Source organism: Streptomyces sp. NPDC096040 (assembly GCF_040303265.1).
In the GTDB taxonomy this organism is placed as follows: Bacteria; Actinomycetota; Actinomycetes; order Streptomycetales; family Streptomycetaceae; genus Streptomyces.
Window position 1 is genome coordinate 145889 of the sequence record NZ_JBEOTA010000015.1, and the last position, 13336, is coordinate 159224.

At 68.3% G+C, this 13336-nt stretch carries 18 protein-coding genes, 1 tRNA gene and 1 other RNA gene; 14 read left to right on the forward strand and 6 right to left on the reverse strand.

All coding sequences use genetic code 11. The annotated features are described in order from the left end of the window. The first annotated feature begins 332 nt into the window (after positions 1 to 332). Together ABTY98_RS22105 and ABTY98_RS22110 are read left to right on the forward strand one after the other, a co-directional pair. Positions 333 to 1067: a DUF6928 family protein gene (locus ABTY98_RS22105; RefSeq protein ID WP_352222634.1), complete on the forward strand. Its 735-nt coding sequence runs from the start codon at positions 333 to 335 to the stop codon at positions 1065 to 1067. Positions 1068 to 1308: 241 nt separating this feature from the next. Then, on the forward strand, positions 1309 to 1827 hold the full coding sequence (locus ABTY98_RS22110; protein WP_352222635.1) for an HIRAN domain-containing protein: 519 nt from the start codon (positions 1309 to 1311) through the stop codon (positions 1825 to 1827). Between the two features lie 582 nt (positions 1828 to 2409). Here the strand turns inward: ABTY98_RS22110 and ABTY98_RS22115 are convergent. The 5 genes from ABTY98_RS22115 to ABTY98_RS22135 all read right to left on the reverse strand — a co-directional run bounded on the left by ABTY98_RS22115 (position 2410) and on the right by ABTY98_RS22135 (position 5657). Continuing rightward, the gene (locus tag ABTY98_RS22115) at positions 2410 to 2895 is read right to left on the reverse strand and encodes a hypothetical protein (RefSeq protein WP_352222636.1); all 486 of its coding nucleotides are present in this window, start codon (positions 2893 to 2895) and stop codon (positions 2410 to 2412) included. Positions 2896 to 3181: 286 nt separating this feature from the next. Next, complete coding sequence (locus ABTY98_RS22120) at positions 3182 to 3898, reverse strand: hypothetical protein (protein ID WP_352222637.1); 717 nt, start codon at positions 3896 to 3898, stop codon at positions 3182 to 3184. A gap of 475 nt (positions 3899 to 4373) precedes the next feature. Next, positions 4374 to 4775 carry a hypothetical protein gene (locus tag ABTY98_RS22125; protein ID WP_352222715.1) on the reverse strand — a complete coding sequence of 134 codons (402 nt, stop codon included), beginning with the start codon at positions 4773 to 4775 and terminating at the stop codon, positions 4374 to 4376. After that, positions 4775 to 5203, reverse strand: coding sequence for an ATP-binding protein (locus ABTY98_RS22130; protein ID WP_352222638.1), 429 nt, complete (start codon positions 5201 to 5203; stop codon positions 4775 to 4777). The genes ABTY98_RS22125 and ABTY98_RS22130 overlap by 1 nt, the downstream gene beginning before the upstream one ends. Positions 5204 to 5249: 46 nt before the next feature. Further along, positions 5250 to 5657, reverse strand: coding sequence for an NUDIX hydrolase (locus ABTY98_RS22135; RefSeq protein ID WP_352222716.1), 408 nt, complete (start codon positions 5655 to 5657; stop codon positions 5250 to 5252). Between the two features lie 108 nt (positions 5658 to 5765). Between ABTY98_RS22135 and ABTY98_RS22140 the strand changes: the two genes are divergently transcribed. The 11 genes from ABTY98_RS22140 to ABTY98_RS22190 all read left to right on the forward strand — a co-directional run bounded on the left by ABTY98_RS22140 (position 5766) and on the right by ABTY98_RS22190 (position 12983). Beyond that, positions 5766 to 6557, forward strand: coding sequence for a GntR family transcriptional regulator (locus ABTY98_RS22140; protein ID WP_352222639.1), 792 nt, complete (start codon positions 5766 to 5768; stop codon positions 6555 to 6557). A 170-nt stretch (positions 6558 to 6727) separates the two neighbouring features. Beyond that, the gene (locus ABTY98_RS22145) at positions 6728 to 7084 is read left to right on the forward strand and encodes an SCO3933 family regulatory protein (RefSeq protein ID WP_352222640.1); all 357 of its coding nucleotides are present in this window, start codon (positions 6728 to 6730) and stop codon (positions 7082 to 7084) included. After that, a complete protein-coding gene (locus tag ABTY98_RS22150) occupies positions 7084 to 8463 on the forward strand; it encodes an FtsK/SpoIIIE domain-containing protein (protein WP_352222641.1) in 1380 nt (459 codons plus the stop codon). The genes ABTY98_RS22145 and ABTY98_RS22150 overlap by 1 nt, the downstream gene beginning before the upstream one ends. 88 nt (positions 8464 to 8551) lie before the next feature. Next, the gene (locus ABTY98_RS22155) at positions 8552 to 9187 is read left to right on the forward strand and encodes a DUF2637 domain-containing protein (protein ID WP_352222642.1); all 636 of its coding nucleotides are present in this window, start codon (positions 8552 to 8554) and stop codon (positions 9185 to 9187) included. Between the two features lie 19 nt (positions 9188 to 9206). Continuing rightward, entirely contained in the window at positions 9207 to 9389 is a 183-nt protein-coding gene (locus ABTY98_RS22160) for a hypothetical protein (protein WP_352222643.1), read from the forward strand. Continuing rightward, positions 9386 to 9580, forward strand: a complete 195-nt coding sequence (locus ABTY98_RS22165; RefSeq protein WP_352222644.1) for a mobile element transfer protein — start codon at positions 9386 to 9388, stop codon at positions 9578 to 9580. Before ABTY98_RS22160 ends, ABTY98_RS22165 begins: the two co-directional genes overlap by 4 nt. A 16-nt stretch (positions 9581 to 9596) precedes the next feature. Beyond that, positions 9597 to 9791, forward strand: coding sequence for a hypothetical protein (locus ABTY98_RS22170; RefSeq protein WP_352222645.1), 195 nt, complete (start codon positions 9597 to 9599; stop codon positions 9789 to 9791). A gap of 25 nt (positions 9792 to 9816) precedes the next feature. Continuing rightward, positions 9817 to 10065, forward strand: a complete 249-nt coding sequence (locus tag ABTY98_RS22175; protein ID WP_352222717.1) for a SpdD protein — start codon at positions 9817 to 9819, stop codon at positions 10063 to 10065. Between the two features lie 159 nt (positions 10066 to 10224). Then, complete coding sequence (locus ABTY98_RS22180; RefSeq protein WP_352222718.1) at positions 10225 to 11511, forward strand: replication initiator; 1287 nt, start codon at positions 10225 to 10227, stop codon at positions 11509 to 11511. After that, the gene (locus ABTY98_RS22185; protein ID WP_352222646.1) at positions 11504 to 11731 is read left to right on the forward strand and encodes an excisionase family DNA-binding protein; all 228 of its coding nucleotides are present in this window, start codon (positions 11504 to 11506) and stop codon (positions 11729 to 11731) included. The genes ABTY98_RS22180 and ABTY98_RS22185 overlap by 8 nt, the downstream gene beginning before the upstream one ends. Before the next feature lie 10 nt (positions 11732 to 11741). Continuing rightward, on the forward strand, positions 11742 to 12983 hold the full coding sequence (locus ABTY98_RS22190) for a tyrosine-type recombinase/integrase (RefSeq protein WP_352222647.1): 1242 nt from the start codon (positions 11742 to 11744) through the stop codon (positions 12981 to 12983). 79 nt (positions 12984 to 13062) lie between these two features. Here ABTY98_RS22190 and ABTY98_RS22195 read toward each other — a convergent pair. Continuing rightward, positions 13063 to 13150, reverse strand: a tRNA-Ser gene (locus tag ABTY98_RS22195). 72 nt (positions 13151 to 13222) lie between these two features. Here ABTY98_RS22195 and ffs point away from each other — a divergent pair. Further along, positions 13223 to 13321, forward strand: an RNA gene (gene ffs / locus ABTY98_RS22200) — signal recognition particle sRNA small type. Positions 13322 to 13336 lie beyond the last annotated feature (15 nt).

Consider the following 13336-nt stretch of genomic DNA (forward strand, 5'->3'; position numbering starts at 1 on the left):
GCGTTGCGCCCTCAGCTTGGGAAGCTGCGATCATTTGGAACGGATCCGGATGCTGACCTGCACGAACGGGTCGGATGGAACCCAGCTGGCCTCGGCGGTACTCCCCGTGATTCCCCTCTGTTCCCCGCTCGATCTGGTGCGGTTGTGGTGCGGTCACGGATGCGGTCTGGGCATCTGGCCGCCGTTGGGAAGCGTGGGAGGGTCCGGGGACGGCCTGGCCGGGCAGGGGGCTGTGGCAGCCCTGTTGTCAGTGCGTGCGGCTATATTGCGTCAGCCAGGATGGGCATCGCTCTGCTCTGGGAGGGGCTGTGGGAGCCAGGACGGGACTGCTGGTGTACGCCGACGGCGACATACCGGGGCTGCTGCGACGAGTGGGGCCGGCGGACCGTAACCGGACGGCCGCCATGATGCGGCGGCTGTATCCGGGTTGGGAGATCGAGGAGTGCGAAGGCTCGACTCTCTGGGACGGGGTGTACCCCCCGAAGGGAACGGCGTACGCGGCCAGCTGGCCTGGCTTGGAGGTCATCGGTGATCAGGGGGTGATGATCGACCTCCCCTCCCAGCTCCCGGAGCACCTGGTGGCGGCAAGCGCCGGCCGACGGCTCGTCCTGCACGCCATGCACAGCGTTGTCGACTGGCTTGCGTTCGCCGTGTGGGAGGACGGACGCCTGGTCCGCTCGCTGAGTCTGTCCCCGGACAGCGGCATCATCGAGAACATCGGCGAACCGCTCCCCTTTGAACTGCCCTACTGGGCCGGAAACCGTCCGGCTGACATCGTGCCCTGGCCTGACGAAGACGAAGAGCCGTACCCCCTGCCTTTTCACCCCTTGGAGCTGGGCGAGGACGCGTTGAGGGCGCTCTGCGGCTTCATCCAGGAGGGGCGCCCCGAGCCCGATGACGTCGATGCAGACGCCATCGAGCTGCACGGATTCCACACGAGGGATCCCCACGGGCCCGATCTCGCAGAACAGGAAGCGGAGTTGCGCAGAGCCGTGGAAGCCATGGCCCCGCCGCGCGTCTACACACTGGGCCCTGATGGTTCACTGATCGAACGCGACGGCCTTTAGCTCACGACCCCTTCGTCCCGAAGCAACTTGCGCTCGGCCTCTGCCTTGGGTTGGGGTTCCTCTCACCTCGGCGGATGGTCCGCAGGCGTCCGCGCTTGTTCGCGGGTGTGCGTCGGCGTTGTCACGCAGTTAGACACTCAGCGAGGGCAACGGTTCCCCGTTCCAGCAGTCTTCATGTGAACGGCTCGCCCCCGTCTGGCTCCGTGGAAGGCTACGGTGATGCCGCGAACAAGGGGGACTCATGTATGTGCCGTCAGAGGGACCCGCAGACCGCTTTGTACCACCGCCCGGGGGCCTGCACCGGCTCCACCTCGTTGAGTATCAAGGTGGATTACGTCTCTGCGAGGACGCTACGGGCCTCCTCGTCGGGCCAACCGATCGGCGGCTTCAGCGCGCCGGACTCTACGTCACGAACCTACGTGGTGTGGCCTACTACCAGGCGGCGGCAAAACAGGCTGACCTGCGCCCAGGCCAGCCGTTGCGCTTGGCGCCTGAGCCTGACAACCCCCACGACGCCTACGCTGTAGCGGTCTACCCCAACCGGGGCAACGGCCCGATTGGCTACGTCAATAAGCAGAAGGCTCGTGTTTGGTCCCGAGTGATCGCGGAGGGAGCGCAGCTCTCGGCGGTGAGCCTGCGGGGGACGGGACCGGGGGTGAAGTGCGAGGCAGTGGCGGTTCTGGCTGCCGAACCGAGGGTGGTTGACCACCTTCTATCGCCGCGGCCCTCGTCGCTCCCTCGGCCGGCGTTCCTCCAGTAGCGATCGCCTATCACCGCTCAACGCCATCAGCTTGGGAAGCTGCGGGCAGTTGGGAGTGGCTCGGGGGCTGACCTGCGCGAACGGTTAACGTGCAGCACCGTTGGCTGCGGCTGTTTTCACCGCGATTCCCCGCTGTTCCCCGTTGGATCTGGTGCGCTTGTGGTGCAGCCGGTCTCCGACGCGGTGCTAAGGGACGTCGGGGACTTCGTCCTTCGCCGGCGTCGGTGCCAGCGCTCCGACAGGTCTCCGGTGACGATGGAAGCGGCGGCAATTCCGGCGCACGTGGTCCAGCTCTTGAGGTCGCCGATGACCAGGCCGATGAGGCGGAACACGACCGTTGCCAGGCCCCACCAGATGGCAAACCAGGCTGCTGCGCCGATCCATCTGCCTCTGTCATTCACGGGCCAAAGGTAGCTGGCCTATCTGGACTGGTCGGTGTGCGTGCGGACGGCCTTCTGATCCGTAGCTCAAAGTAAATAGGAGAGACGGTCATTGTGGTTGCTGCGTAGTCCTGCACGGTGGCTACTGGACGGTGGTGGTTGCTGTGGTTGCTGTACTTCCGTGCTGTACGGGGCCCGGTAGCTACCCCGCTTGCTCAAGGGTCAAGTTGCTGCGAGTGGGCTCGGCACCCCACATGGCTGCCAGCTGGGGGTAGGACTCAATGAACCGGCGCATCTCCCCCAGCGCGGCCATCCTGGGCGCGCCGATCTCGTCGTAGTCGAACCCGGTGTCTTGGTGCCCGAGGCTGTCGACATCTGCCCAGGCCGGGTCCTCGCTGAAGATGAGCTGCAGCTCCACTTTCCAGTACTCCGGTTGCCAGTCGGGGGCATCACGGTCGTCGGCTTCGTTGACCGCAAGCAGTCGCCCGAAGGACAGCGCAGGCTGGTCGTCGTTCCAGCCCCACCTGCCCCATTCGACGATGAAGCCGTCACCGTCGTTCTCCGGCCGCTCGATCCCTTCCACCTCGATCTGGAGGAACTCGCCGAAGGCATCCCAGGCGGCGTCGACGTCGCGTACGGAATCGGGCTCGACCGCACGCTGTCTCAAGATGCGCGCGAATACGTCCACGCTGGATCTCCATGGAATGGGCATGCGGGATGCTAGCGCGCCGCTTCAGGTGGATGAGGGCTCGCCCCAGGAGCGCTGGCACTGGAAGCAGAGTTTGAGGTCTGGCCTCATCCTTATCAGGTCGATCACCGTAGGTCGGCGACATCGGCCAAGCGGTCTTGCTCCTCGGCAGATCGTCCATTCAGGTCCGGCGACGACCGCCGCTGTTCGGGCTTGTTGGTGTCAGTCGCTGGTGTCAACCGCCGTGCGAGGTCTTGACAGGGTGCGGCTCCGCCGATTACCGCATTCAGAATGGCGGGTCGTCGGAGTAACCGCCTGCCCAGGGGCGATCCATCGGATCGGGACCTGAGATCCGCGGGTCGGGTAGGGGGCCGGGCTCTACACCCCAGGTCACGAGGCATCGCTCAGCAAGGTATCGGTAACCCCGGTAATCGCTGGTGCTCAGCGTGCTGCGTACCAGCGGCACGAGCTTCGGGATGTGCACGGCCAGCTCAGGCGCGGCGAGCGTCATCGCAGCTGCGTGCACCGCAGCTTCCCGGATCAGAAGGTTCGCATCGATAAGGTACGGCCGCGCCGCCTCATAGATCAGCGGGAGGATGGCACGCACCGCGGCGACGTCGCCAGGTTCGCCAGGGCCGTCTTCGTCGTAGGTCGCGTCGTCAGCAAGGTCACCTAGCCATTCCAGGAGTGCCGCGCGCATAGGCCGACGACGCTCCTCATGGAAGTAGACCCCCAAGGTCATCGTTCGGGGGTGGCCAAGGATGGCGATAACGAAACGAGCGGCCGGGGCGGTGGCGCCATAGATGCTGTTCTGGTGGGTCACGGCCTGACCGAGGTCGTGTACGGCGGTTCGCTGAACATCCTCGTCGTCATCCAGTAGCCCTGCCAGAATCACGGGGGTCGCCGGGGCTGTGTTAGGGCAACAGTGGTCGACGCTGCTCCAGTCCGTCTCCAGGAGGAGTGCCCAGGGGTCGATTGCCCCGCTGCCATCGTTGATTGTCACGGCCCAAGTGTGGCCTGCGGGCCCCCGTCCTTCACCCACCACTCACCCCAGCTCCCATCCCGTCCGCCGTCGACCCACACACCGTGGAGCGGGCGTGGTTCAGGGGCGTCAAGGTGGAGCGCGCCACTGTACGAACGACCTTGACGCCCCTGGGCCGCGTCTGCTCGGCTCTGCCTGGGTCGACGGTGGACGGGATGGGAGCACCCCGCGCACGCCACTACGTGCCCGCGGTCGGCGACGGCGCCCCCTCCATCCCGGTGCCGGCCGATCCCCCGCCGGAGGCATCGTCTTGACCCTGGGCTGCGCTCCGCGGTGCTCGACTCATGGCCACCGGTCCTATCCACTTGTGGGCGCGCGTCGGCGCAGCGCGGGCGGAGCGGGCCGAAGGCAGGAGCGGCGCCCGCAGCGGAGCCGGGAAGCGCGCCCGGCGGAGCGGAGCGCAGCCGGGGCTTGAACCCGTAAAGAAGGTTGTAACTCAGTCAGGTGCGTGGGGCGTCTGGGGCGCTGTGTGTGGTTTGAAGTCGTTTGTGCAGGGCGGGAGTTCGACGCCTTGGCGGTGTGCCAGGGGCAGAAAGATCACGGGCCGGATCGTCCATGTGATGCGTGTGTTGGCCTGGGTGACTGTCACCGTGTAGGGCTCGGCGCGCAGGAGGGCTCTCCTCGTCGCTATGCGGCCGTCGTACAGCCACTCCCACGCTTCCTGAGACGCGTCGGGGTCGAGTGCCGGTGAGATGGTGCGGAGTGCGATGGCCACCCATCTGTCTGCCTGGGGTGCGGAGTAGGCGTCGAAGGATGCCCGGAGCGCCGGCCATCCCGTCCCGTCGGTGAAGTCCTCGGTCCAGCACTCGCACCAGTAGCCGCGCTGCGGCTTGTCCATCAGCACGGGTGGCCTCCGATCGGTCGGCCTGCGAACAGTTCGGCGGTGACCGTGTGGCCGCTGTCGCTCTCGTGGACGACGACTCGATGAGCGATCGCGCTGACCATGCCCAGGCCTCGACCGTGCTCGGCCTCCTGGTCCTGGTGCCGGGTCTTCGGGGCTGTGCCGGCGCCTCCGTCGTCCGTGACCGACAAGGCGATCACCTGGGCTGACACCGCCAGGGCCAGATGGAAGCTGCCCGACTCCTGGCCGCTGGCCGTGTGGAGGATCGCGTTGGCGCTCAGCTCGCTCACGATCAGTTCGGCGTCTTCGGCTAAAGGGGAGCCGCGCAGGATGTCGCGGGTCCAGCGTCGGGCCCGGCTGACCTCTTCCGGGAAACCTGGGCAACTGAGCCCCCAGACCCGGGCTGTACTCGTATACTCGTGCATACAAGTTCCTTCGTGCTGGTAGGCCGCCATGTGCAGCGGGTTCGGGCTAGACGAGTTTCACGCCGTCGTGGGCGCGGATGGAAGGTGGAGACGCCGCGTCCATCGCGTCCAGGACGCGGATGGCGTATGCCTCGTCGGCAAGCTCGGAGACTTCTTCGCGGGTGACCCAGCGCAGTGCGCGGGTTTCGTCGCCAGTGGTGGGCGTGCCGTCGGCGGCCTCGCAGCGGAAGACCAGGGAGACGATCAGGCCGGTCATGTTCTTGTAGACGCCGGTCAGGGTCGCCGGAAGGGCGACCTTGATGCCGGTCTCTTCGAGGACTTCGCGTTGCAGGGCCTCGGGGATGGTCTCCTCGCGTTCGAGGACACCGCCCGGCGGTTCCCACTTGCCGTTGTCACGGCGCTGGATCAGGAGGGCCCGGCCGCGGGTGTCTATGACGACCCCGGCGACGCTCACGGAGTGCGGGCGTTCTGTGCTCACGTTCCTCGGCCCTCTCGGCTGGCTAGGCTCTCACTCTATGGCAACAACAGTTGCCCACTCGTCTAGATACCTAAAGGAGTACAAGTGAGCCCTGCTCTTCCTTCGGGCCTCCTCGGAGATCTCGACCCCACGAGCGATCGTGCGGTCTTCCGGCAGATCGCCGACCAGCTGCGTGAGGCCATCGACCGTGGGCGATTCGGCGAGGGCGAGAAGCTGCCTTCAGAGGCTGAGCTTGTCGAGCACTACGGGGTGTCCCGGATGACGGTCCGGAACTCCTTCTCCATCCTTCAGGGGGAAGGGCTCGTCCATGCCGAGCACGGCAAGGGTGTGTTCGTCCGGCCCCGGCCTCCCGTGCGGCGGCTCGCCTCCGACCGGTTCGCCCGGCGGCATCGGGAGCAGGGGAAGTCCGCGTTCATCGTGGAGGCGGATGCGGCTGGCAGTCACCCCCAGGTCGACAGCCTTGAGGTCAAGGAAGAGAAGGCCAGCCAGGACGTCTCCACGCGGCTCGGGTCCGTGCGGCGGGTGCTCGCCCGGCGGCGCCGGTATCTCCTCGACGGCCGGCCGGTCGAGTTCGCCACCTCGTACCTCCCCCTCGACATCGCCCGCGGCACCCAGATCGCCGAACCCAACCCCGGGCCTGGTGGCATCTACGCCCGCCTCGAAGAGCTGGGCCACCGCCTCGACCACTTCGAAGAGGAGATCCGCGCCCGGATGCCCTCGCCCGACGAGGTGAAGACGCTCCGGCTGGCCTCCGGTGTGCCGGTCATTCATCTGATCCGTACCGCCTTCGACGCCGAGGGGCGGCCCGTCGAAGTCTGCGACACGGTCATGGCGGCGGACGCCTACGTCCTGTCGTACCAACTCCCGGCGACCTGATCGTCATGGTTTGCGGTGGTGCGCGGGCACGCTTCCCTGAACTCGTACACCCCAACACGCATACTCGTATAGACGAGTGGGCAAGTTGTGTGGCAGGGTGATCGTCGTGAGCCCGGGAGGGCGGGTTCGCAGATCGCTACATGTATAGACGAGTAGATAGGAAGTGTGCTGTGCGCACCATTCGTGTGGAGACCACCGCCGCCACGATCCTCCTCACCGAGGCTCCTGAGCCCAAGGTCCGCGACCGTCAGACCGGCGAGATCGCCAAGGACGCCGTGAGTGGTGAGGCGCTGATGACCATCGGCGTCGTCTACATCGAGGACGGGGAGTCCTCGCTGATCAAGGTCACCGTGCCGGAGGGCGGCGTTTCCGAGGGGCTGAACCTCGGTGCGCCGGTCTCGCTGCCGGGGCTCGTCGCCCGGCCGTGGGAGTCCGTGTTCAACGGGCAGCAGCGTCACGGCATCGCCTACCGGGCCGCCGCCGTCACTCCGGCTGCGTTCCCGGCCGCCATGGGGGCCACCGCCTGATGACTGACCTGACGACGCTCCTGGAGGTGGGTGGGCCTGTCGCCGCGTTCGGCGGCGGGGCCGCCTACACCCGGGCCAAGCATCCGGCGGTCTACTGGTCCGCAGTCGGCGGTCCGATATCCACGGTCCGCCTGCTCAGCTCGTACGGCTCCGTCATGGAAGCCTGCGGCCTGACCGTGGCGCCCTCCCGGCTCAGGGTCCTGGCCGTCAAGGCCACCACCCGGCGGGAGGTCCGACCGGTCCCGCCCCGCCGGGGCATCATCCGCCCCACCTCGACCGGGCTACGGCTCCGCCTCCGGCTCGCTCCCGGGCAGGAACCCGCAGACGTCGCCGCCTCGGCCGAACGGCTGCGGCACGCCTGGGGGGTGCACGCCGTCTACGTCACCACGGTCAAACCGGGTGTCGTCGAACTGCGGCTCGTCGGGTACGACGTGCTGCGCCGCGTCCGGATGCCTCGCAAGGTCGGCGGCGGGTTCCTGAAGGTTCCGGTGGCGCTGCGCGAGGACGCCATGCCCTTCGTCCGCGACTACCGCACCGTTCCCCACCAACTCACCCTCGGCGCCACGCTGTCGGGCAAGTCCATGTACCTCCGGCACCTCATTGCCGGGCTCGCCCGTCAGGACGGCGTCGCGCTCGTCGGTATCGACTGCAAGCGGGGCGTCGAACTGGCGCCCTTCGCCGCCCGGCTCTCCGCCCTCGCCACCGACCCCGACGAAGCCGCCGAGCTGCTGCCCGTCCTGGTCAAGGAAATGGAGGACCGATACGACCTGATCAAGGAACGGCAGGGCATCGCGCCCAGCACCCCGGACGAGGAGATCACCTCCGACATCTGGGGCCTGCCAGAGACCGAACGCCCTGTGCCCATCGTTCTGTTCGTCGACGAGGTGGCCGAACTCTTCCTCACCGCCACCCGCAAGGACGAGGAACGGCGGGACGAGATGGTCACCCAGCTCATCCGCCTCGCCCAACTCGGCCGCGCGGCCGGCATCTACCTGGAAGTGTGCGGGCAGCGCTTCGGCGCCGAACTCGGCAAGGGCGCCACCATGCTCCGGGCCCAGCTCACCGGTCGCGTCTGCCACCGCGTCAACGACGAAGCCTCCGCCAAGATGGCCCTCGGCGACATCGCCCCCGAAGCGGTCTTCGCCGCCTGCTCCATCGCTCCTGAGATGCCGGGTCTCGCCGTCGCGGGCGACACCTCCGGGGGCTGGTCCCGCATCCGCACCCCCTACCTCTCCCTCGGCGATGCCGCCGAGACCTGCCGGGACTCGGCACACCTGGTGCCCGACCTGCCTTCACTCAAGCCCTTCCGGCCCGACGTGCCCGCACACCCGGTCGACGCTTCGACCCCGGTCTTCCGGCCGCGTCCGGTGACCGACTGACAGGCGTTCCTTCCTCGCACCGGTCGGCGTGACCGCCTCGCGCCACGTCCCTACCCCTCCCATGCCCGAAACCGAAAGGAGCCGGACCGTGCGCGTCCACCTCGGCCGTGTCGACGCGGTGTTGGTCCAAGCGCTCATCGCTGCCGCGCTGTCCTTCGCCCACCTCCATGACGTAGCCATGGCGGCCGGGCAAGACGGGTGGAAAGCCTGGGCGTACCCGATCAGCGTTGACCTGCTACTCGTCGCCGCATGGCGTCGACTCCGCTCCGGTACGGCCAAAGCGGCGGCCTGGTGCTGGTTCGTGATCGCGCTCGTAGCGTCCCTCGGAGCGAACGTCGCCACCGCCGGCCTCCTCGACCTGGACGACGTCCCCGCCTGGCTGCGGATCCTCGTCGCCGGTTGGCCTGCCGTCGCCTTCCTCGGCGGCACCCTCCTCGCCCACTCGGCGCCGGAAGCGGCCACCGACGAGATCAGCGCTGACGTCACCGAGGACCAGGAGGACGAGCCCGAAGCCACACCCGCCCCGCCGCCTGTCCAACCCGCCATCGAGGCACTGCCGGAACACCCGCCCATCCCGGTCCCGGCCGCCCTGGTCAACCACGCCCGAAAGGTCGCCGCCGAACACCACACCCGCACCGGTACCCCGATCGACACCCCCACCCTCCGCGCCCGCCTCGGCGTCCCGGCGCCCATGGCCGAAGCCATCGCCGCCCAACTGAACTGACCGTGAAGGAGATTCACACATGCGCCCTTCCATTCGGTCCGCCCTGGAGCGTGCCGCCGAACTGACCCGGAACAACCAGCTCGTCGAGGCTGTGAACACCGCCGAAGCCGCGATCAATCGAGCCGTGGACGACGAGCTCCCCGAGATCAGGCAGTGGCTCGCCGACCACACCGCCGACTTCGTGGGAGAGGACCGTCCGTGACACCCCGCCCGAACCGCTTCCGCAACGTCATCCGCATCGGCCCCGTGCAGGTCGGCACCGCCTACGGCGACCGGGGCCGCGAGAAGCACACCGCCGCCTGCACCGCCCCGCGGTGCGGCTTCTCCGCCGACTACGACAGCCGCGCCGCCGCCGAGCTCGCCGCCCGCACCCACCGCTGCCCCGTCCGCTGAAGGGACCCCGAAAACCGTGACCGTCAGTCTGCCGCTGGTCGTCGTCCTCGGCTTCTTCGCCTGGGGTGCCGTCAGGTTCCTGGGCGTCCGTGCCTGGGTCGTCGTTCTGATCGCCCTCTTCGGCTTCTGGCTCTCCCATACCTTCCTGGCCCCCGCCATCGAGTCCGGCACGCGTTCCGGCGTGGACGTCATAAACGGCTCACATGACTAGACGAGTAGACAAGGAGAACCTCGCCGTGTTCCTCCCCAAGTACCCCGACAGCCCCACCCCGCCGCCCGCGCACACCCACGCCCCGACCGCCCCGGCCCCCGGTCGGCGTTCCGCGCTCCCGGCCGTCTCCGTCAGCACCGGCGCCGTCGTCGCCGTGCTCACCGGTGGCGTGGTCCTCACCGCGCTGCTGACCGCCGTCGCCGTGTCGGCCATCTCGGTGGCCATCGCCGCCGTGGTCCTGCGCTCCCTGCTGCGCGAACACAACCGGCGCTGAACCCCGCCCGACCCCTGGGGCGGCCACGACACCGCCAAGCATCCGGCCGCCCCGGGGCCCGTCACTCCTGACCGAGCCAGCCAGAAGGAGCCAGCCATCTTCACCCGCACCACCCCGCCCCCGCTCCGCGAACTCACCAACCTCGCTTCCGGCGGCACCCTGCCCGGTATCCTCCGCCAACTCTCCGGCCTCGGCGGCTGCACCAACCCCATCCGCCTCGACGGCCACCGCACCGAGTACGACGTCGACACCACCACCGGCGAGATCGGCCGCATCCTCCAGCACCTCAACTCGACCGACCTGCCCGCCGGCCAACTCCTCGTCCGCTGCAACAACCGCCGCACCACCCGCTGCCCCGCCTGCGCGGAGGTCTACCGCCGCGACACCTTCCACCTCATCACCGCCGGACTCCGGGGCGGCAAGGGCACCCCGGAACAGGTCGCCGCACACCCCCGCGTCTTCGCCACCTTCACCGCCCCTGGCTTCGGCCCGGTCCACAACCGTCGCACCGACGGCCGCGCCTGCCGCTGCGGTACCCACCACGACCAGGACGACGACGCCCTTGGCACCCCGCTCGACCCGGACACCTACGACTACGAAGCCGCCGTGCTCTGGAACGCCCACGCAGGTGCCCTCTGGCGCCGCTTCTCGATCTACCTCCGCCGGGAGGTCGCCAAGCGCGCGGGCCTCTCCCAACGCCGCCTGCGCGACCACGCCCGCGCCTCCTTCGCCAAGGTCGCTGAGTACCAAAAGCGCGGGGCCGTCCACTTCCACGCCGTCATCCGCCTCGACGGCCCGCAAGGCGGCGACACTCCACCCCCGCCCTGGGCCACCGCCGAACTCCTCACCGACGCCATCCAGGCGGCCACCGCCAAGGTCCGCGTCGACGGCCCGACCCTCGACGGCCACACCCACACCTTCACCTTCGGCCGCCAACTCGACGTCCGCACCATCCGGTCCGCGGACTTCAACGACGGCCAGGAGCTCACCGAACGCGCCGTCGCCGCCTACATCGCCAAGTACGCCACCAAAGGCGCCGAGACCGCCACGGGAGCCCTTGACCGCCCTCTGAAGTTCGCCGCCGAACTCGCCCAGCTCGACATCAGCGACCACGCCCGCCAACTCATCCGAACCGCCTGGACCCTCGGCGCCCGCAAGGACCTCGAACACCTCCGCCTGCGCGCCTGGGCCCACATGCTCGGCTTCCGCGGCCACTTCTCCACCAAATCCCGCCGCTACTCCACCACCCTCGGCGCGCTCCGCGACGCCCGCGCCGAATGGCGCCGCGCACAAACCGCAGCAGCCAACAGCCCGGCGACCGCCGAGACGACGCACGTCCTCGCGCACTGGGTCTTCGCCGGCACAGGCCTCAGCGCCGCCGAGACGTGGCTCGCCGCATCCCTCGAACCAGCGCCCGGAACGGAAGGAGAACCCACCCGTGGCTGACTTTCGAGCCGCTGCCGCAGACCCCGATGACCCGGACCTTGTCCTCCTGACAGTCGAGGAAGCAGCCCGGCGCCTCCGCATCGGTCGTACGACGTGCTTTCGCCTCGTCCTCGCCGGAGAGATCGAGTCGGTCACGGTCGGAAGACTCCGCCGAGTCCCCGCCGACGCCGTACCGGCCTACGTCACCAAGCTCCGCCACCGACCCGCCGACGCAGCCTGAGGGGGACGTCATGGCAGAGAAGAAGACACGCACCCGACAGCCCAACGGCGCCTCCTCCATCTACTTCGGTAAGGACGGCAAGTGGCACGGCCGCGTGACCGTCGGCGTCCGCGATGACGGCAAGCCCGACCGCCGTCACATCGAGCGCAAGACCAAGGCTGAGGTGACCAGGGCCGTCCGCGAAATGGAACGGGCCCGGGACGACAAGAAGCTCAGGAAGCCGGGCCAGAGTTGGACGCTGCAAGCCTGGCTTGAGCACTGGGTCGAGAACATCGCCAAGCCGTACGTCTCCGAGAACACGTACGACGGGTATGAGGTCGACGTACGCGTACACCTCGTCCCCGGCCTGGGCGCCCACAAGCTCGACAAGCTGGAGCCCGAACACCTGGAGAGCTTCTACCGAAAGATGCAGGACTCCGGGAGCTCCGCCGGCACCGCCCACCACGCTCACCGCACGATCCGAGTCGCCCTCGGTGAGGCCAAGCGACGCGGTCACATCGCCACCAACGTGGCCGAGATCGCCAAGGCTCCGCGCCTCGAAGAGGAAGACATCGAGCCGTTCACGATCGAGGAGGTTCAGAGCCTCCTCGTCGAGGCCGCCAAGCTCCGCAACAGCACGCGATGGGTCGTCGCCTTGGCGCTCGGCCTCCGCCAAGGGGAAGCCCTTGGGCTCCACTGGGAAGACGTCGACCTGGACGCGGGCTACGTCCGTATCCGCAAGAACCGTCTCCGCCCCAAGTACGCCCACGGCTGCGGGGGCACCCCGTGCGGCCGTAAAGCTGGCTACTGCCCCCAGAAACAGCAGACCCGCCGCGAGCACAAGTCCACCAAGTCCCGCGCCGGACGCCGAACGATCGGCCTCCCCGACCCGCTGATCAAGCTCCTCCGCAAGCACCAGGAGCAGCAGGAGAAGGAGCGGACCGAGGCCGGTACCGACTGGGAAGACAAGGGATACGTCTTCGCCTCCCCGACCGGTGGCCCTCTCAGCCCGAACACCGACTTCCACATCTGGAAGAAGCTCCTCAAGGACGCGGGCGTACGAGACGGCCGTCTTCATGACGCTCGCCACACCGCCGCGACCGTCCTCCTGATCCTCGGCGTCCCTGACGTCGTGGTCGACTCGATCATGGGTTGGGAGCCTGGGGGAGCGGCCCGGATGCGCGCCCGGTACATGCACGTCACTGGGACGCTGCTGCGGAAGGTCGCCCAGCAAGTCGGCGATGCTCTCTGGGAGCCGCCGAAGACAAACTGAGACGGAAACTGAGACGGAAACCGTCGAAGGGCCCCACTGCGAACAGTGGGGCCCTTCGACATCGTGCCCGGTGAGGCACTGGCGGAGGATACGAGATTCGAACTCGTGAGGGGTTGCCCCCAACACGCTTTCCAAGCGTGCGCCCTAGGCCTCTAGGCGAATCCTCCGCTCGGAACATTACATGACCGAGAGGAGTGCTCGCGAACTCGTTCCTACCCGCTGACGTCGGGTACTCTGTGCGGAGCCCCTCACGCGGCGCTATCTGACTGAACTCCCCCAGGGCCGGAAGGCAGCAAGGGTAGGTTGGCTCTGGCGGGTGCGTGGGGGGCGCTTGCGTTTGCGGGCGGGGCTGG